Consider the following 16,397-nt stretch of genomic DNA (forward strand, 5'->3'; position numbering starts at 1 on the left):
AAAATTTTGAGGAGCATATCAATGCGCGTGATTCTGCTGGGAGCTCCCGGGGCCGGCAAAGGTACTCAGGCAAAGTTCATCACCGAGAAATTCGGTATTCCCCAGATCTCCACCGGGGACATGCTGCGCGCAGCCGTCAAAGCCGGCACCGAGCTGGGCATCAAGGCCAAAAGCGTGATGGACAGCGGCGGCCTGGTGTCCGACGATTTGATCATCGCTCTGGTCCAGGAGCGCATCGCTCAGGCTGACTGCGCCAATGGCTTCCTGTTCGACGGTTTCCCGCGCACCATTCCTCAGGCCGACGCCTTGGTGAACGCTGGCGTGACCCTCGATCACGTGGTCGAGATCGCCGTCGATGACGAAGCCATCGTTCAGCGTATCGCTGGCCGTCGCGTGCACGAGGCTTCGGGTCGGGTCTACCACGTGGTCTACAACCCGCCGAAGGTCGAAGGCAAGGACGACGCCACTGGCGACGAACTGGTCCAGCGCAAGGACGACACCGAAGACACCGTGCGCCATCGTCTGTCGGTCTACCATTCGCAGACCGAGCCGCTGATCAAGTTCTATCAGGAACTGTCTGCCGACAAGGGCAAGCCCAAGTTCACCCACATCGAAGGCGTGGGCTCGGTCGACGACATCACCGCCAAGGTGCTGGCCGCGCTGAGCTGATTGCAGGGATGTATCGATAACGGCCCGCTTGCGGGCCGTTTCGCGTTTATAATGCCGCTCCTTTTTTCGCCCGCCCGCTTGTATAGCATAGAGATTGCCGATGACCACCTTGTTGGCCCTGGATACCGCCACCGAAGCCTGTTCCGTTGCCGTGTTGCATGATGGCAAGGTGCTGAGCCATTACGAAGTGATCCCGCGTCTGCATGCCCAGAAGCTGCTACCGATGATCAAGCAGATCATGGCCGACATCGGCGCGCCGCTGTCGGCCATCGATGCGATCGCCTTTGGTCGTGGCCCTGGGGCTTTCACCGGGGTGCGTATCGCCATCGGCGTGGTGCAGGGCCTGGCATTCGGGCTCGATCGCCCAGTATTGCCGGTGTCCAATCTGGCGGTGCTGGCCCAAGGTGCCCTTCGGGTACAAGGCGCAGCGCAAGTGGCAGCTGCCATCGATGCCCGCATGGACGAGGTGTACTGGGGTTGCTACGCGGCAGTCGAAGGTGAAATGCGCCTGCAGGGCGAAGAGGCGGTGCTCGCCCCTGAGCAGGTGGCGTTGCCCGATGCCGCCAGTGGCCATTGGTTCGGTGCGGGCACCGGGTGGGGCTATGCCGAGCGGCTGGCAGTCAAGCCCGATGCATTCGATGCCGGCGCCTTGCCCCATGCTCAGGACTTGCTGACCTTGGCGCGTTTCGCCTGGGCGCGCGGCGAGGCAGTGCCGGCCGATCTGGCGCAGCCGGTATATCTGCGTGACAAGGTGGCGACGCCAAAGGCGCGTTGACTCCAGCAGGATTTGCGCTGGACTGTCCTGCCTCTTCGCGAGCAAGCCTTGCTCCCACCGTGTTAACCGACCTTGAGTCATGCGCCTGTGGGAGCAGGGCTTGCCCGCGAAGGCGCCAGTCGCTTTATCGCAAAAAGTGCTATCACGATCCTGGCATCCACGCTTGAATCATGTATTTCATCGGGCCAATGTGACTTCTGGCAAACCTTTTGCGATAACTGTGGTCTAGTTATCACCTAGGTGATTGCACCGCTGTTGCCGTGCCGTTAAATTGCCATCATTGTAGTCAAGAATCTGCACTGAGTCCGACCTATGCGCATAGATGGTCTTTCCTCTCGTTCGTACCCTGTGAAGCGCAAGCCTCGCAAGGCGATCGCGCGCGTCGACGATAACGACGACGGGATCGAAGGCGAGGCAGAGTTCATCGCTCAGGAAGCCCCCCGCGCGCGCAGCTCGAGCAACACCCTGCCAGCGCGCCAGCAGGACATGATTTTCCCGCGTTCCATGAGTACTCGCGTGGCTCACGCCTTGACCAGCTACCTGACCACCTCGAGCTTCGTCGAGTGGGACATGGAAGTCCTGGGGCTCGACGTTCACATTTGAGCCTGCCGCCGCTTCCCTACTTTATCGGTTGCCCGTCCTGGAGCGAAAACGCCTGGCGCGAATACCTGTACCCACAGGATGCCAAGGCGAGTGACTACCTCAGTCTCTATGCGCAGGTATTCAATGCTGTCGAAGGCAATACCACTTTTTACGCGCGCCCTGCCGAGTCTACCGTGGCCCGGTGGGCGCAGTGCATGCCGGCGCATTTCCGTTTTACCGCCAAGTTTCCCCGGGATATCAGCCACGGGGGCGACTTGCGCGAACAGATTGCCAATGCCGAGACCTTCAAGCAGTTGCTCAAGCCCTTGGGTGAAAGGGTCGCCCCCTTGTGGTTGCAGCTTCCTGCGACCTTCGGCCCCGATCAGCTCGGTGCCTTGGCGATGTTCCTCGACGAGTTGCAGGGTGCCGTTGCTGTAGAGGTTCGCCATCGCGCATTCTTTGCCAAGGGTGATGAAGAGCGTTTGCTCAATCACCTGCTCGCCGACCGAGGTGTCGAGCGCATTTGCCTCGATCCGCGGGCGCTGTTCAGCTGTGAATCCCGCGACCCCGCCGTGTTGCACGCGCAATCGAAAAAGCCCCGGGTACCGCCGCGACCTGCTGCATTCAGTCAGCATCCACAGGTGCGCTTTATCGGCCATCCGCAATTAGAGGCCAACGAGCAATTCTTGACGCCGTGGGTGGAAAAGATAGCCGCCTGGATCGAAGAGGGACGGGCGCCGTATATCTTCCTGCACACCTCGGACAATGTGCTGGCGCCGGCATTGGCCCAGCGTTTTCACGCGCGCCTGATGGAACGTTTGCCGGGCTTGCCGGCCTTATCTGTAATAGACAGAGCGCCGCCGGTCGAGCAGTTGGGGCTACTCTGAATTCGCTGTTTCCCGCCGCTGGAGTCACCACCATGGACGTTCGAACCTTGAGGGCAGAAGCTTTCAAAGCGCTGCATGCGCGCGAGGGCGCCTTTGTGATTCCCAATCCCTGGGATGCCGGGTCTGCCAAGTTGCTCGCCAGCCTGGGTTTCGAAGCCTTGGCCACCACTAGCGCCGGTCTTGCCTATTCCAAGGGGCGGCCGGATGGCGAAGGGCGGTTGTCCCGTGAAGACACGCTGCTCAATGCCCTGTCGATCGTCGATGCCACCGCGTTGCCGGTCGCGGCCGACCTCGAGAACGGCTTTAGCGACGATCCCGAAAGCTGCGCCCAGATCATCACCGATGCGGCGGGTGTGGGCCTGGTAGGTGGTTCCATCGAGGATGCCACTGGGCGCGCCCAGGACCCGATCTACTCCATAGGCGTCGCCGTCGAGCGCATCGCAGCGGCCGTGGCGGCAGCGCGGCAGTTGCCGTATGCGTTCACGCTGACCGCAAGGGCAGAGAATTTTCTGCACGGGCGCGTGGATCTGGACGACACCATTCGCCGGTTGCAGGCCTATGCCGACGCCGGGGCCGATGTGCTTTACGCGCCAGGCTTGCGCACCCGCGAGCAGATCGTGGCCGTGGTTCAGGCACTGGCGCCCAAGCCGATCAATATTCTGATGGGCCTGGGCGGTGTCGATTTCAGCGTGGCGCAACTGGCCGAAATGGGCGTCAAACGCATCAGCGTCGGTTCTTCCCTGGCGCGCTGTGCCTACGGCGCCTTGTATAACGCCGCGTTGGAAATTCGCGAGGGCACCTTCGGTTATGCCGAGCAGGCGATGCCGTTCGATCAGCTCAATGGCCTGTTCAATCGCTGAGTCGCCGTGAAGGTATTACTGCTGTTGGTAGTGCTGATCGCAGGTGCGGCCCTGGCGTATTGGCGCGGGTGGGTTCAGGTTCCGTCAGCATGGGATCCGTGGGCGCCGCTGGATGTTCGAGACACGCCGAACTGGCTCACCTCCTACAAACTGTCGAGGCTGCAGAACGATCGGGCTCTGTGCAATCAAGCGCTGGCCACCTCAGGCCTGCGCTATAGCCGCCAGGCCGATTCTGCGGCGACCGCCAAGTGTCCTTTGCAAAACGTGATCCGCGTGCAGGGCGGCGACGTGGCGCTGAGCAGCAGTTTCGTCGCCAGTTGCCCACTGGCCGTGGCATTGGCGCTGTTCGAGCGTCATCAGTTGCAACCGGCGGCGCAGCAGATGTTCGGTCAGCCCGTCGCGCAGATCGACCACCTTGGCAGCTTTGCCTGCCGCAATGTCTACAACCGCAGCAGTGGTCGCTTGAGTCAGCATGCGAGCGCCAACGCTTTGGATGTTGCCGGTTTTCGCCTGGCGGACGGTCGGCGCATCAGCGTGCTGGCTGATTGGGCTGGGGGAGGGGACAAGGCATTGTTCCTGCGTCAGATCAGCCGCGGCGCCTGTCGTAGCTTCAATACGGTGCTGGGCCCGGAGTACAACGCGGCGCACCGTAATCACTTGCATCTGGACATGGGCAGTTGGTCCATTTGTCGCTGATTTTTCAAGGGTTTGTGCTGCTGAGTGGGAAGTGTCAGGATTGTGTAATGTTTGTATCAAACCATTGCCTGAACCGCACTCGGCACCCTTTATTGTGTCTGATGTTATGACGATCACCGCCAGGCGATCGTTGCCGACCAGCGTCGCTGGTTCGTGCTATTCAGCGGTCCAGGAGGCCGCCATGACGTATCGACGAATCCTTTTGATTGTAGCCCTGAGTGTGTTGACCAGTGCGTGCGTACCCTATGACGGAGGCAGCTACTACCAGCAAACAGAAGTCTACAGTTCCGACCGCGCTTACTACGGTCCCGAATATTCCACCGGGTATTACTACTCCCGTCCCGCGCCGCGCTACTACGTGGTGCCGCAGCCGCGCTACTACGCGCCGCCTCCCCATTACCGTCCACCACCTGCGCCAGGCTGGGGCGGCGGCGGGAGAGGGCCAGGCCCAGGCTGGGGCGGCGGTGGGCACGGTCCGGGACCCGGTTGGGGTGGTGGGCCACGTCCGGGTGGCCCAGGCGGTGGTGATCATCGCCCGCCACCGCCCGGCAACGGCGGTGGCCATGGTGGTGACCATCGGGGTGGTGGCGGCCACGATCGAGGTGGTAATGGACCGGGTCGGCGTTAGCTCCTGATTCAGCGTTGTCGCTGCTGGCCTCTTCGCAGGCAAGCCTTGCTCCCACAGTGGTGAGTCGTCCATTCGTGGGAGCAGGGCTTGCTCTCGAAGGGGCCCGCCAGGCATGCACAACTTTCGCTACGAACCGATTTCGGCCAGGTCCGCCAGCGGATGGCGGCCTTCCCAGACCTTGCTGAAATGCGCATCCACCACCGCCTGAGGAATGGCCGCCACGTCCGGCCAGTGCCAGCGTGGGTTTTTATCCTTGTCGATCAACTGCGCCCGCACCCCCTCGCTGAACTCCGGATGGCGGCAGCAGTTCAGGCTCATGGTGTATTCCATGCGCAGCACCTGCGCCAACGACATCAAACGCCCACGCTCGAATTGCTGCCAGATCAGGTGCACCGTCAGCGGGCAGCCTTCAGCCATGGTCTTGGCCGCGCGGGCGATCAACGGGTCGCGGTCATCGCGCAGCTGGCTGACTGCGCGCCAGGCCCCGACCGGGTCGACTACATCAAGCGACTCGTCGATGCGCTCGCGCCGCGCCAGCCATTGCCCGGCGGGGAGGCTCGCGACGGCCTCCGCCTGCAACGCCTTGAGCAAGCTGTTGAGCTGGATCGCGGACTGTTCCTGCCAGTTGAGCTGCAACAGGCCGTCGATCAGCGCGTCGAGTTGTTCCTCGCCCAGGAAGCGATCGGCCAGCCCCAGATCAAGCGCGTCACGGGCATTGATGTGGGCGCCGGTCATGGCCAGGAACAACCCCAGCTTGCCCGGCAGTTGCGACAGGAACCATGTGGCGCCGACGTCCGGGTACAAGCCGATGGTTACCTCCGGCATTGCCAGGCGACTGCTCGGGGTCACGATGCGCACGTTACTGCCTTGCAGCAACCCCATCCCACCGCCGAGCACGTAGCCATGGCCCCAGCACAGCAGCGGCTTGGGGAAAGTGTGCAGTTGATAGTCCAGCGCGTATTCGGCGGTAAAGAACTGCGCCGCCAGTGGCGGGACTTCACCGGGATGCGAGCGGCAGGCCTCGACCAGGCTGCGCACCTCGCCACCGGCACAAAAGGCCTTGGCGCCGTTGCCGCGCAGCACCACGCAGGCAATATTGGCATCGTCGGCCCAGTCCTTGAGGCGTGCACTCAGGGCCTGGATCATCGGCAGCGACAAGGCATTCAGGGATTTTTCCGCGTCCAGGGTGCCGACGCCGATGCGGGCGCCGTCTACTCCCGTCAATTCTTCGAAGTGCAAATTCATCGTGACCTCTCTTGTAGGGCAGCACCTGATTATGGCTCTTATGGTGCACCCTGCCGACTATCGCTCAGATCGATTGACAAGTGTGATGGTCTTTCCTAGTGTCCGCCCACAGTTTTTTCGGGTGAGCCCATGACAACCAATGATGACCGCATCAAACTCGAGCCCAGCTGGAAGCACGCGCTGCGCGCCGAGTTCGATCAGCCCTACATGGCCCAACTGCGTGATTTCTTGCGTGAAGAGCATGCCGCGGGCAAGGAGATCTTTCCGCCGGGGCCGATGATCTTCAACGCCCTGAACCTGACTCCGCTGGATCAGGTCAAGGTGGTGATCCTGGGCCAGGATCCGTATCACGGCCCAGGCCAGGCCCATGGCCTGTGCTTTTCGGTGCAGCCGGGCATCCCTACGCCGCCGTCGTTGCTCAATATCTATAAAGAGCTCAAGCGCGACCTCAATATCGACATCCCCGGCCACGGCTGCCTGCAGCATTGGGCCGAGCAGGGCGTGCTGTTGCTCAACACCACGCTTACGGTGGAGCGCGCCAATGCAGCGTCCCATGCCAATCGCGGCTGGCAGCATTTTACCGACCGGATCATCGAGGTGGTCAGCGAACACCAGCCCAATTCGGTATTCCTGCTGTGGGGCGCCCATGCCCAGGGCAAGGCCAAGCTGATCGATGGTACCAAGCACCTGGTGCTCAAGTCGGTGCATCCTTCACCGCTGTCGGCCTATCGCGGGTTTATCGGCAATGGTCATTTCAGCCGCACCAACAAGTTTCTCGAGCAGCACGGGCTGGCGCCGATCGACTGGCGCTTGCCGACGGTTTAAGGGCGATCTCACGGGCCCCTTTGCGGGCAAGCCTTGCTCCCACCGGGGTTCACGCCTCTGTGGGCGCAACGCTTGCTCGCGAAGGCGCCGGGCCTGTTGGCGCACGCTGAAAGGTTGCTGAAAGGTTAACGAACTAGCATCGCTTCACGGCAGGTACCAACCGGCCCGAATACGATTCGTCATGATGCGACTCGATAACAAGAACAATAAGGAACTCCCATGAAGCTATCCCTGCGCCCGCTCGCCCTGGCCGCTGGCTGTGTGATGTTGTCCAGCTCGCTGTTCGCCGCCGAACCCAAACGCCCTGAATGCATCGCTCCGGCTTCCCCTGGCGGCGGTTTCGACCTGACCTGCAAGCTGGTTCAGAGCGCCCTGGTCAACGAGAAAATCCTCAGCAGCCCCATGCGCGTCACCTACATGCCAGGCGGCGTCGGCGCGGTAGCCTACAACGCGGTCGTCGCCCAGCGCCCGGCCGATGCTGGCACCTTGATCGCCTGGTCCAGTGGCTCGCTGCTCAACCTGGCCCAAGGCAAGTTCGGTCGTTTCGATGAAAACGCCGTGCGCTGGCTGGCGGCGGTCGGCACCAGCTATGGCGCCATCGCGGTCAAGAGCGATTCGCCCTACAAGACCCTCGATGACCTGGTCAAAGCCCTCAAGGCCGACCCCAGCAAGGTCGTGATCGGCTCCGGTGGTACCGTCGGCAGCCAGGACTGGATGCAGACCGCCCTGATCGCCAAGGCCGCCGGCATCAACCCGCGCGACCTGCGCTACGTCGCGCTCGAAGGCGGCGGCGAGATTGCCACGGCTTTGCTCGGCGGTCACATCCAGGTCGGCAGTACCGATATTTCCGACTCCATGCCGCACATCCAGAGCGGCGATATGCGCCTGCTCGCGGTGTTCTCCGACAAGCGCCTTGACGAGCCGGAGATGAAAGACATCCCCACCGCCAAGGAGCAAGGCTACGACATCGTCTGGCCGGTGGTACGTGGTTTCTATGTGGGCCCGAAAGTCACCGACGAGCAATACGCCTGGTGGAAAGAGGCCTTCGACAAACTGCTGGCGTCCGAAGACTTCGCCAAATTGCGCGATCAGCGCGAGCTCTTCCCCTTCGCCATGACCGGCCCGGAGCTGGACACCTACGTGAAAAAACAGGTGGCCGACTACAAGGTGCTGGCCAAGGAATTCGGCCTGATTCAATGACTCGCCGCTGAGCGCTCCGGCGCTCGGACCCTTTCCTTGCGCCGCAGGTCGGCGCTGCGGAGGATTGCCCATGCTCGTTTTTCAACGCCTGTTCGCTCTGGCGATGCTGCTGGTGTGCCTGGTCCTGGCCGTGATGGCCTGGCCCTATCAGGCTGCCTTTTCCTACGAACCGGTCGGCCCTCGCGCCTACCCGCTGCTCATGCTGGCGCTGCTCGGGGTGTCGTTCCTGTACATGCTGGTGCGCCCCACGGCCATCGTCCACAGCGAAGACGAACCGCAGCTGGATCGTCCGACGCTGAGCAAGATCGCCCTTTGCACGGTGCTGCTGCTGGTCTTCGCCGGGCTCTTCGAACCGCTGGGGTTCGTTCTCAGCTCGATACTCATCGGCATTCCCATGGCCCGCTTGTACGGCGGCCGCTGGTTGCCCAGCGTGGTGATCATCACGCTCATGAGCGTTGCCTTGTACTGGCTGTTCGATCGGGTGATGGATGTGCCGCTGCCCTTGGGCCTGCTTGATTTTCTGGAGATCTGACCATGGATACGCTTGGATATCTGGGGCAAGGCTTCGGCGTTGCCCTCACCCCTTACAACCTGGTGACGGCGCTGTGCGGCACTTTGATCGGCACCGTGGTCGGCTTGCTGCCGGGCCTGGGGCCGATCAATGGCGTGGCGCTGCTGATTCCGATCGCCTTCGCCCTCGGCCTGCCGCCGGAGTCGGCGCTCATCCTGCTGGCCGCGGTCTACCTGGGCTGCGAATACGGCGGGCGGATCAGCTCGATCCTGCTGAATATCCCCGGCGAAGCTTCGACTGTCATGACCACCCTTGACGGCTACCCGATGGCCCGCCAAGGCCTGGCCGGTGTGGCGCTATCGTTGTCGGCCTGGAGCTCGTTCATCGGCGCCTTTATCGCCACCTGCGGCATGGTGCTGTTCGCGCCGTTGCTGGCCAAGTGGGCGATCGCCTTCGGCCCGGCGGAGTACTTCGTGCTGATGGTGTTCGCCATCGTCTGCCTGGGCGGCATGGCCGGCAACCGACCGCTGAAGACCTTTATCGCCGCGTTGATCGGGTTGTTTTTGTCCAGCGTCGGCATCGATGCCAACAGCGGCGTGTACCGCTTTACCGGTGACAACGTGCACCTGGCCGACGGTATCCAGTTCGTAGTGCTGGTGCTCGGGCTGTTCTCGGTCAGCGAGATCTTCCTGCTGCTGGAAAAGACCCACCGCGGCCAGGAAGCGATCAAGGCCACTGGGCGCATGATGTTCAACTTCAAGGAGGCTGCCTCGGTGTTCACTGTGAATATCCGTTGCGGCCTGCTGGGGTTCATCATGGGCGTGCTGCCGGGCGCCGGTGCGACCCTGGCCAGTGCGGTGGCCTACATGACCGAGAAGCGCATTGCCGGTACGGGCGGGCACTTCGGCCAGGGCGACAAGCGCGGCCTGGCGGCGCCGGAAACCGCCATCGGTGCGTCGGCCTGTGGCGCGCTGGTGCCGATGCTGACCCTCGGGGTGCCGGGTTCCGGGACCACGGCGGTGATGATCGGCGCGCTGTCGTTGTATAACATCACCCCGGGGCCGCTGCTGTTTCAGCAGCAGCCGGATATCGTCTGGGGCCTGATCGCCTCGTTGTTCATCGCCAATATCATGCTGGTCATCCTCAATATCCCGATGATTCGTATCTTTACCCGCATCCTCGCCGTGCCGAACTGGGCGCTGGTGCCTGTCATCGCCATCATCACCGGCATCGGTGTGTATGCGGTGCATGCCACCACCTTCGACCTGTTCCTGATGGTGGGCATCGGCATCTTCGGCTATTTGCTGCGCAAGCTGGACTTCCCGCTGTCGCCGTTGCTGCTGGGGTTCATCCTCGGTGGCCTGATGGAGCAGAACCTGCGCCGGGCGCTGTCGATCTCCAATGGTGCGCTGGATATTCTGTGGTCGAGCCCGATCACCTTCGGGGTCTGGGTGCTGACCGCTTTCATGCTGCTGATGCCGTTGTTGCGCATCTGGCGCAAACGCAGCGTGGAGCGCCGTGCGGTGGCGGATGTCTGAAGTCCGTGGTTTACCGTGGTGGAGTACGCCGCTGGCAGGCTTGGCGGGCGGTTTCGTCGCCAGTCTGATCGGTTGGCCACTGCCGTGGATGATCGGCTCGTTGCTGGCGATCATCCTCGTGCGGTGCCTGACGCCCTGGCAGTTGCGCGAGATCCCCCATGGCCGCAAGTTCGGCCAGTGGGTGATCGGCGTGGGCATCGGTCTGCATTTCACCCCCCATGTGCTGGAGCAGGTGGCGAGCCATTTCGGGCTGATCTTTTTTGGCGCGTTGCTCACCAGTGTGTCCTCGGTGGTGGGCGTGTGGTTGCTGAGGCGCACCGGCGAGGAGCGCGCAACGGCGTTTTTCTCGAGCATGCCGGGCGGCTCCGGAGAGATGGTCAACCTCGGCGCGCGTAACGGCGCCGATCTCAGTCAGGTGGCGGCGGGGCAGAGCTTGCGAGTGCTGGTGGTGGTGCTCTGCGTGCCGGCGCTGTTCAAGTACTTGCTGGGCGAGGGTGTGCCGTTATCGCAACCAGCGGCGGTGGATTGGCGCTGGCTGGCGTTGATCTTTCCGCTGGGCGCACTGCTGGGGTGGGGATGGCAGCGGTTGCAGCAGCCCAACCCTTGGTTGTTCGGGCCGCTGCTGTTGAGCGCATTGATGAGCGTCAGCTTCGATTTGCACCTCGGCCTGCCCAATGGCGCCAGTCAGTTGGGGCAGTGGTTGATCGGCAGCGGGTTGGGGTGTCACTTCAACCGCTCGTTTTTCCGCCGCGCGCCGTCGTTTCTGGGGCGCACGCTGTTGGGCACGGCTTTGACCATGCTGATCGCCGGGGCCTGCGCCTGGTGCCTGAGCGTGTTTACTCATCTGGACCTGCGCTCCCTGACTCTGGGCATGATGCCGGGCGGGATTGCCGAGATGAGCCTGACGGCCGAAACCTTGCAGTTGTCGGTGCCCTTGGTGACGGCGATGCAAGTGATGCGGTTGCTGTTCGTGTTATTTCTGGCCGAGCCGTTGTTTCGCTATTGGGTCGGTAAAGTCACGGTTTGAGCCTGTGGGTACGCGCAAGCCCGCGCCCACGGGGATATCGTTACACTGTTGATTTCGCGGAGCCCACCCATGCGCGTCCTGCTTGTAGAAGACCACCCGCAACTTGCCGACAGCGTCGCTCAGGCACTGAAAAGCACCGGCCTGACCGTCGATGTGCTGCACGATGGCGTGGCGGCCGACCTGGCGCTGGCCAGTGAAGAATATGCCGCCGTGGTGCTGGACGTCGGCCTGCCGCGCCTGGACGGTTTCGAAGTGCTGGCGCGCCTGCGCGGGCGTGGCCGTAATACCCCGGTGCTGATGCTGACCGCGCGCAGCGACGTCAAGGATCGCGTGCATGGCCTCAACCTGGGCGCCGATGACTACCTGGCCAAGCCCTTCGAACTCACCGAGCTCGAAGCCCGGGTCAAGGCACTGTTGCGCCGCAGCGTGCTGGGCGGTGAGCGCCAGCAACGCTGCGGGGCGCTGGTCTACGACCTCGACACCCGGCGCTTCACCCTGGGCGATGAGATGCTCACCTTGACCTCCCGCGAGCAGGCCGTGCTGGAGGCCTTGATCGCTCGTCCCGGACGGGTGATGAGCAAGGAGCAACTGGCCGCCCAGGTGTTTGGTCTGGATGAAGAAGCCAGCAGCGATGCCATCGAAATATACGTCCATCGCTTGCGCAAGAAACTCGACGGGCACCCGGTGGCCATCGTCACCTTCCGCGGCCTTGGCTACCTGCTGGAGCAACGCGATGCGTGAACCCGGCAGCCTGCGCGGGCGGCTGTTATGGAACCTGGGCACCTTGTTGACGGTGTTGATGCTGGCCAGCGGCCTGAGCGCCTACTGGAACGGCCGCGAAGCCGCAGACATCGCCTACGACCGCACCTTGCTGGCGTCTGCCCGGACCATCGCCGCCGGGCTGTCGGAACGCGATGGCCTGCTCAGCGCTGACGTGCCGTATCTGGCCCTCGATCCCTTCGCCTATGACAGCGCCGGGCATATCTATTACCAGGTCATCGATATCGACAAAAAGCTCATCTCTGGCTACGAGCACTTGCCCGGGCCGCCGCCGGGTACCTTGCGTACTGACGACTATCCAGCACTGGCCAGCTTCTACAACGCGCGCTATCAGGGCCAGAACGTGCGGGTGGTGAGCTTGCTCAAGGCGGTGGTCGAGCCGGGCATGAACGGCATGGCCGAAGTGCGCGTCGCCGAGACGGACGAAGCCCGTGAGGCCATGGCCCGCAGCCTGATGGCCGACACCCTGCTGCGCCTGGGCATGTTGGGCCTGGGCGCGCTGGTGCTGGTGTGGTTCACGGTGAGTGCCGCGTTACGCCCGCTGGAGCGCTTGCGCGGCGCCGTCGAGGACCGCGCCCCCGACGACCTGCGTCCGCTGCCCGAGGTCGAGGTGCAGCGCGAACTGCTGCCGCTGGTGCAGGCCCTCAATCACTTTACCGAGCGCCTGCGCCGCCAGTTCGAGCGCCAGGCGCAGTTCATCGCCGATGCCGCCCATGAACTGCGCACGCCACTGGCCGCACTCAAGGCGCGGCTCGAACTGGGTTTGCGCGCACCTGAACCGCAGGTGTGGCGCGATACCTTGAATGCGGCGGGGCAGAGCACCGATCGCCTGACTCATCTGGCCAACCAGTTACTGTCGCTGGCGCGCGTCGAGAACGGCGCGCGGGCCATCGCCGAGGGCGGCGCTCAGCGCCTGGACCTGACTGCGCTGGCGCGGGAGCTGGGCATGGCCATGGCGCCACTGGCTCATGCCCGCGGGGTGTCGCTGGCGCTGGAAGCGGACGAGCCGGTGTGGCTGCTGGGCGAGCCGACGCTGCTCAACGAGCTGCTCAGCAATCTAGTCGACAACGCGCTGGCGCACACTCGCGCCAACGTGATTCTGCGGGTCAATGCACCGGGTGTGCTGGAGGTGGAAGACGACGGGCCGGGCATTCCGCTGCAAGAGCGCGAGCGTGTATTCGAGCGCTTCTACCGGCGCAATCAATACAGCGCCGGCACCGGCCTGGGGCTGGCCATCGTCGGGGAGATCTGCACGGCGCATCTGGCGCGGATCAGCTTGCACGATGGCGAGGCTGGCGGGCTCAAGGTCAGGGTCAGTTTCCCGCCGCGCTGAAGGGGGTCATGCCAGCAATTGCCGGGCGCTGGTCAACTCGTCATGGCTCATGGGCGGGCGATCGCCCAGTCCCAGGCGCTGCCAGCTGTCCAGGCTGCTGATCGAGGCGCCTTCGCGCGCCGGTTGATTGAGCAGGCTGGCGATCTGAATGACGTCGGCGTAATCAGCCGGGCCGGGCTCGCGATGCAGTTGCAGATAGCATTCGGGGACATTGGCCAGCGGCGCCGGAAAGTCCCATTTCTTGAGAATGCGCTCGCCGATCAGCGGGTGGATGCGGTCGATGACGTGGTTCAGGCAGATCGGATCGGAGAGCAGCTCGTTGTGCTCTTCGGCATAGATCAGGATCGGCAACGCGCCGATCTGGTGGATCATTCCGGCCAGCGCCGCCTGATCGGGTTTCAGGCCGTGATCGCTGTGGCGGCAGAGTTCGTAGGCAATGCCGGCGATCTGCACGCTGGTGGTCCAGATATCGCGCATCTTCTGTTCGACCACCGAGGAGCGGGCATTGAAGATCTGCTCCATCACCAGGCCGATGGCCAGGTTGCAGCTGTAGTTGACGCCCAGCCGGGTGATTGCCGTGTGCAGTGCGGTGACTTCGCTGCTGCCGCGCAACAGGGGGCTGTTGACTACCTTGATCAAGCGTGCGGACAGGGCGATATCGCGGCCGATGACCTTGCTCAGTTCGCTGACATTGATGTCGCGGTCTTCGGCGGCCTCACGGATCTGCAAGGCCACTTCAGGCAGCGTCGGCAGCATCAGATCGTCCCTGTCGATCGCTGCCAGCAGGTCCTTTTGAACGGTTTCCGCCAGGTTGCTCATCTTGGTACTCGAAAGTGTTTGCGGTGCTGAACGATTGCCCGTGCAGGCACCTGGAGGTGCCTGGGACCGTGGTTCAGCGCTGGATCTCGCGATCGCGGTCCAGCTCGTAGGGCAGCGTCAGCAGGCTCAACAAGGGGCCGCTGGCGTCACCGACGTGAATCTCGCCACCTTCGACGGCATCGGCCTGCAGCACGGCCAGCAATTCGATACCGTTGGCGGCCTGGGCCGCCAGCACTACCTCGCCGATGGCGCTGTTGCGGCTGGGCTCGAACAACGGCGTGCCGGGCTCGGGCAGGGTGTCGGCGGCCAGGGCTAAGCGGTACAAGCGACGCTTGAGCTTGCCCAGGTACTGCATGCGCGCGACGATTTCCTGTCCGGTATAGCAACCTTTCTTGAAGCTGACCCCGCCCACGGCTTGCAGGTTGAGCATTTGCGGGATGAACAGCTCGCGGGTCTGGGCCATGACCTGGCCGATGCCGGCGCGTACCTGGCCCAGCAGCCATTCGTTGAGCGGGGCTTGCGGCAGGTGCGCGGCAAGTTTTGCCTGCACGGCCGGCGCCTGGTCGGCGGGCACCCACAGTTCGACGCGGTCGGCGGATGCGCGCACCGCGATCAGCTCGCCGGCGCGGGCGACGCTGTGGGTGTTTTCGGCCAGATTCAGCTCGAGCTCGCCGAGCAGCGCCTGGCTGGGATCGCTGGCATCAGCAGCACCGGTGTCGCCTGCGGGCAACTGCTGCAGGCCGAAGCGGACCCAGGCGGCGCTTTCGTCGGTAAGCTTGGATTTGGAGAACACCGCGTATTTTTTCAGATCCGCCAGTTGCGGTTCGATCAGCTCGCTGATCATCGCCAGCAGGCAGCCGTCACCTTGCAGCAAGATACGGAAGCTGGACTGCATGCGGCCTTTTTGCGTACAGCGCGCGCCAAGGCTGGCGTGGTCCTGATCCAGGTAATTGAGGTTGCAGGTCAGTTGACCTTGCAGAAACTTGCTGGCATCTGAGCCACGCACGGCAACAACGCCCTCGTGGGACAGCACGCAGAAAAAAGCGGAATCGGCCATGGGTCTTCGCAGTGGAAAGAGACTGGCGCCCATCATAGTGCGCCACCGGGCAAATGGGTAGGGACCATGGTCGTCGTGACCGAGACCGCAGTGCGTAGCGGGGCGATATACCCGCAAACACTTCGCCGATGGTCGCGGATGCTCCGGCATCGTCCGCTCTGTATACTGGCCGCCTATTTGAGGAGAGCTCCATGGTCGAAGATATTGAACTCAACCGGCTCTACTGGCATAGCCGCCGCGGCATGCTCGAGTTGGATGTGCTGCTGGTGCCGTTTGTCCGGGAGGTCTACCCGCATCTGGGTGATGTCGATCGCGAGTGCTACCGCAAGCTGCTGGAATGCGAAGATCAGGACATGTTCGGCTGGTTCATGGAGCGCGCCGAGTCCGAAGATCCCGAATTGCAGCGCATGGTTCGCATGATTCTGGACCGTGTCCAGCCCAAGTGATCGGTTCGAATGTCGCTGGCGGGCGTCGAGGCGTTTGCTGGTGGTGTGCCTTGTGGGCCATCTGCTGGCACTGATTGCCTGCCTGATGCTCGCAGTGCCGGGTGCTATCAAACTGGCTTTGTTGGGGATGTGTCTGGCCCATGTTGTCTGGGTCATGCCGCGCCACGTCTTGCTCGGTCATCCCTTGGCAGTGACCGGTCTGCGGCGCAATCGCGATGGTTGGCAGCTGTGGACGGCGAGGGCAGGGTGGCAGCCGGTGCAGTTGCGCCACGACAGCGTGGCATTGCCGGGGTTGGTGATCATCCGTTATCGCCGACCGGGGCAATGGTTCAGTCGTAGTGTCTGCGTTCCAGCCGACGCCTTGCCTGCCGATCAGCACCGCCGCTTGCGGGTACGGCTGAAATTCAGCCGACGGCGCTGGGCGGCAGTGGAACAGCAGGCTTATGTACGGCGCCGCTGATGGACTCATCGCGAGCAAGCTTTGCTCCCACAACAGCCGTTCCTGAGTGATGCACCTGC

The 16,397-nt window shown here is 63.2% G+C and carries 19 protein-coding genes; 16 read left to right on the forward strand and 3 right to left on the reverse strand.

Annotated elements, in window-relative coordinates; translation table 11 throughout:
• The first annotated feature begins 21 nt into the window (after positions 1 to 21).
• The 7 genes from adk to LIX93_RS06660 all read left to right on the forward strand — a co-directional run bounded on the left by adk (position 22) and on the right by LIX93_RS06660 (position 5,097).
• Positions 22 to 669 (forward strand): adenylate kinase, encoded by a 648-nt coding sequence (adk, locus tag LIX93_RS06630; RefSeq protein ID WP_226503218.1) that lies wholly within the window; start codon positions 22 to 24, stop codon positions 667 to 669.
• 100 nt (positions 670 to 769) lie between these two features.
• Positions 770 to 1,444, forward strand: coding sequence for a tRNA (adenosine(37)-N6)-threonylcarbamoyltransferase complex dimerization subunit type 1 TsaB (gene tsaB, locus LIX93_RS06635; RefSeq protein ID WP_226503219.1), 675 nt, complete (start codon positions 770 to 772; stop codon positions 1,442 to 1,444).
• A 312-nt stretch (positions 1,445 to 1,756) separates the two neighbouring features.
• Positions 1,757 to 2,047, forward strand: coding sequence for a hypothetical protein (locus LIX93_RS06640; protein ID WP_226503220.1), 291 nt, complete (start codon positions 1,757 to 1,759; stop codon positions 2,045 to 2,047).
• On the forward strand, positions 2,044 to 2,913 hold the full coding sequence (locus tag LIX93_RS06645) for a DUF72 domain-containing protein (RefSeq protein ID WP_226503221.1): 870 nt from the start codon (positions 2,044 to 2,046) through the stop codon (positions 2,911 to 2,913). The genes LIX93_RS06640 and LIX93_RS06645 overlap by 4 nt, the downstream gene beginning before the upstream one ends.
• A 32-nt stretch (positions 2,914 to 2,945) precedes the next feature.
• On the forward strand, positions 2,946 to 3,773 hold the full coding sequence (locus LIX93_RS06650; RefSeq protein ID WP_226503222.1) for an isocitrate lyase/phosphoenolpyruvate mutase family protein: 828 nt from the start codon (positions 2,946 to 2,948) through the stop codon (positions 3,771 to 3,773).
• Between the two features lie 6 nt (positions 3,774 to 3,779).
• Positions 3,780 to 4,469 carry an extensin family protein gene (locus LIX93_RS06655; RefSeq protein ID WP_226503223.1) on the forward strand — a complete coding sequence of 230 codons (690 nt, stop codon included), beginning with the start codon at positions 3,780 to 3,782 and terminating at the stop codon, positions 4,467 to 4,469.
• Positions 4,470 to 4,650: 181 nt separating this feature from the next.
• Positions 4,651 to 5,097: a hypothetical protein gene (locus LIX93_RS06660; protein WP_226503224.1), complete on the forward strand. Its 447-nt coding sequence runs from the start codon at positions 4,651 to 4,653 to the stop codon at positions 5,095 to 5,097.
• 126 nt (positions 5,098 to 5,223) lie between these two features.
• Here LIX93_RS06660 and LIX93_RS06665 read toward each other — a convergent pair whose 3' ends face one another.
• Positions 5,224 to 6,342, reverse strand: a complete 1,119-nt coding sequence (locus tag LIX93_RS06665) for an enoyl-CoA hydratase/isomerase family protein (RefSeq protein ID WP_226503225.1) — start codon at positions 6,340 to 6,342, stop codon at positions 5,224 to 5,226.
• 129 nt (positions 6,343 to 6,471) lie between these two features.
• On the opposite strand from LIX93_RS06665, the gene ung reads away from it, so the two are divergent.
• From ung to LIX93_RS06700, 7 genes are all read left to right on the forward strand, one after another.
• A complete protein-coding gene (ung, locus tag LIX93_RS06670; RefSeq protein WP_226503226.1) occupies positions 6,472 to 7,167 on the forward strand; it encodes a uracil-DNA glycosylase in 696 nt (231 codons plus the stop codon).
• A gap of 219 nt (positions 7,168 to 7,386) precedes the next feature.
• Positions 7,387 to 8,367: a tripartite tricarboxylate transporter substrate binding protein gene (locus LIX93_RS06675; protein WP_226503227.1), complete on the forward strand. Its 981-nt coding sequence runs from the start codon at positions 7,387 to 7,389 to the stop codon at positions 8,365 to 8,367.
• 70 nt (positions 8,368 to 8,437) lie between these two features.
• Positions 8,438 to 8,899 (forward strand): tripartite tricarboxylate transporter TctB family protein, encoded by a 462-nt coding sequence (locus tag LIX93_RS06680; protein WP_226503228.1) that lies wholly within the window; start codon positions 8,438 to 8,440, stop codon positions 8,897 to 8,899.
• A 2-nt stretch (positions 8,900 to 8,901) separates the two neighbouring features.
• Positions 8,902 to 10,416 carry a tripartite tricarboxylate transporter permease gene (locus LIX93_RS06685; RefSeq protein ID WP_226503229.1) on the forward strand — a complete coding sequence of 505 codons (1,515 nt, stop codon included), beginning with the start codon at positions 8,902 to 8,904 and terminating at the stop codon, positions 10,414 to 10,416.
• Positions 10,409 to 11,443: an AbrB family transcriptional regulator gene (locus tag LIX93_RS06690; RefSeq protein ID WP_226503230.1), complete on the forward strand. Its 1,035-nt coding sequence runs from the start codon at positions 10,409 to 10,411 to the stop codon at positions 11,441 to 11,443. Before LIX93_RS06685 ends, LIX93_RS06690 begins: the two co-directional genes overlap by 8 nt.
• Positions 11,444 to 11,512: 69 nt before the next feature.
• Positions 11,513 to 12,184: a response regulator gene (locus LIX93_RS06695; RefSeq protein ID WP_226503231.1), complete on the forward strand. Its 672-nt coding sequence runs from the start codon at positions 11,513 to 11,515 to the stop codon at positions 12,182 to 12,184.
• Positions 12,177 to 13,556, forward strand: a complete 1,380-nt coding sequence (locus LIX93_RS06700; protein ID WP_226503232.1) for a sensor histidine kinase — start codon at positions 12,177 to 12,179, stop codon at positions 13,554 to 13,556. Before LIX93_RS06695 ends, LIX93_RS06700 begins: the two co-directional genes overlap by 8 nt.
• A gap of 6 nt (positions 13,557 to 13,562) precedes the next feature.
• On the opposite strand, the gene LIX93_RS06705 is transcribed toward LIX93_RS06700, so the two are convergent.
• Complete coding sequence (locus LIX93_RS06705) at positions 13,563 to 14,375, reverse strand: HDOD domain-containing protein (RefSeq protein ID WP_226503233.1); 813 nt, start codon at positions 14,373 to 14,375, stop codon at positions 13,563 to 13,565.
• 73 nt (positions 14,376 to 14,448) lie between these two features.
• The gene (locus tag LIX93_RS06710) at positions 14,449 to 15,432 is read right to left on the reverse strand and encodes a folate-binding protein (protein WP_226503234.1); all 984 of its coding nucleotides are present in this window, start codon (positions 15,430 to 15,432) and stop codon (positions 14,449 to 14,451) included.
• A gap of 191 nt (positions 15,433 to 15,623) precedes the next feature.
• On the opposite strand from LIX93_RS06710, the gene LIX93_RS06715 reads away from it, so the two are divergent.
• Positions 15,624 to 15,878, forward strand: a complete 255-nt coding sequence (locus LIX93_RS06715; protein WP_226503235.1) for a succinate dehydrogenase assembly factor 2 — start codon at positions 15,624 to 15,626, stop codon at positions 15,876 to 15,878.
• Positions 15,862 to 16,338: a protein YgfX gene (locus tag LIX93_RS06720; protein WP_226503236.1), complete on the forward strand. Its 477-nt coding sequence runs from the start codon at positions 15,862 to 15,864 to the stop codon at positions 16,336 to 16,338. Before LIX93_RS06715 ends, LIX93_RS06720 begins: the two co-directional genes overlap by 17 nt.
• Positions 16,339 to 16,397: the final 59 nt, after the last annotated feature.

It is taken from the genome of Pseudomonas sp. MWU16-30317 (assembly GCF_020515695.1).
In the GTDB taxonomy this organism is placed as follows: Bacteria; Pseudomonadota; Gammaproteobacteria; order Pseudomonadales; family Pseudomonadaceae; genus Aquipseudomonas.

Excerpts from the sequence above, each read along its gene's own strand:
- adk (WP_226503218.1), top strand. The coding sequence starts at position 22 with ATGCGCGTGATTCTGCTGGGAGCTCCCGGGGCCGGCAAAGGTACTCAG.
- tsaB (WP_226503219.1), top strand. The coding sequence starts at position 770 with ATGACCACCTTGTTGGCCCTGGATACCGCCACCGAAGCCTGTTCCGTT.
- LIX93_RS06640 (WP_226503220.1), top strand. The coding sequence starts at position 1,757 with ATGCGCATAGATGGTCTTTCCTCTCGTTCGTACCCTGTGAAGCGCAAG.
- LIX93_RS06650 (WP_226503222.1), top strand. The coding sequence starts at position 2,946 with ATGGACGTTCGAACCTTGAGGGCAGAAGCTTTCAAAGCGCTGCATGCG.
- LIX93_RS06660 (WP_226503224.1), top strand. The coding sequence starts at position 4,651 with ATGACGTATCGACGAATCCTTTTGATTGTAGCCCTGAGTGTGTTGACC.
- LIX93_RS06665 (WP_226503225.1), bottom strand. The coding sequence starts at position 6,342 with ATGAATTTGCACTTCGAAGAATTGACGGGAGTAGACGGCGCCCGCATC.
- ung (WP_226503226.1), top strand. The coding sequence starts at position 6,472 with ATGACAACCAATGATGACCGCATCAAACTCGAGCCCAGCTGGAAGCAC.
- LIX93_RS06675 (WP_226503227.1), top strand. The coding sequence starts at position 7,387 with ATGAAGCTATCCCTGCGCCCGCTCGCCCTGGCCGCTGGCTGTGTGATG.
- LIX93_RS06680 (WP_226503228.1), top strand. The coding sequence starts at position 8,438 with ATGCTCGTTTTTCAACGCCTGTTCGCTCTGGCGATGCTGCTGGTGTGC.
- LIX93_RS06685 (WP_226503229.1), top strand. The coding sequence starts at position 8,902 with ATGGATACGCTTGGATATCTGGGGCAAGGCTTCGGCGTTGCCCTCACC.
- LIX93_RS06690 (WP_226503230.1), top strand. The coding sequence starts at position 10,409 with ATGTCTGAAGTCCGTGGTTTACCGTGGTGGAGTACGCCGCTGGCAGGC.
- LIX93_RS06695 (WP_226503231.1), top strand. The coding sequence starts at position 11,513 with ATGCGCGTCCTGCTTGTAGAAGACCACCCGCAACTTGCCGACAGCGTC.
- LIX93_RS06700 (WP_226503232.1), top strand. The coding sequence starts at position 12,177 with ATGCGTGAACCCGGCAGCCTGCGCGGGCGGCTGTTATGGAACCTGGGC.
- LIX93_RS06705 (WP_226503233.1), bottom strand. The coding sequence starts at position 14,375 with ATGAGCAACCTGGCGGAAACCGTTCAAAAGGACCTGCTGGCAGCGATC.
- LIX93_RS06710 (WP_226503234.1), bottom strand. The coding sequence starts at position 15,432 with ATGGCCGATTCCGCTTTTTTCTGCGTGCTGTCCCACGAGGGCGTTGTT.
- LIX93_RS06715 (WP_226503235.1), top strand. The coding sequence starts at position 15,624 with ATGGTCGAAGATATTGAACTCAACCGGCTCTACTGGCATAGCCGCCGC.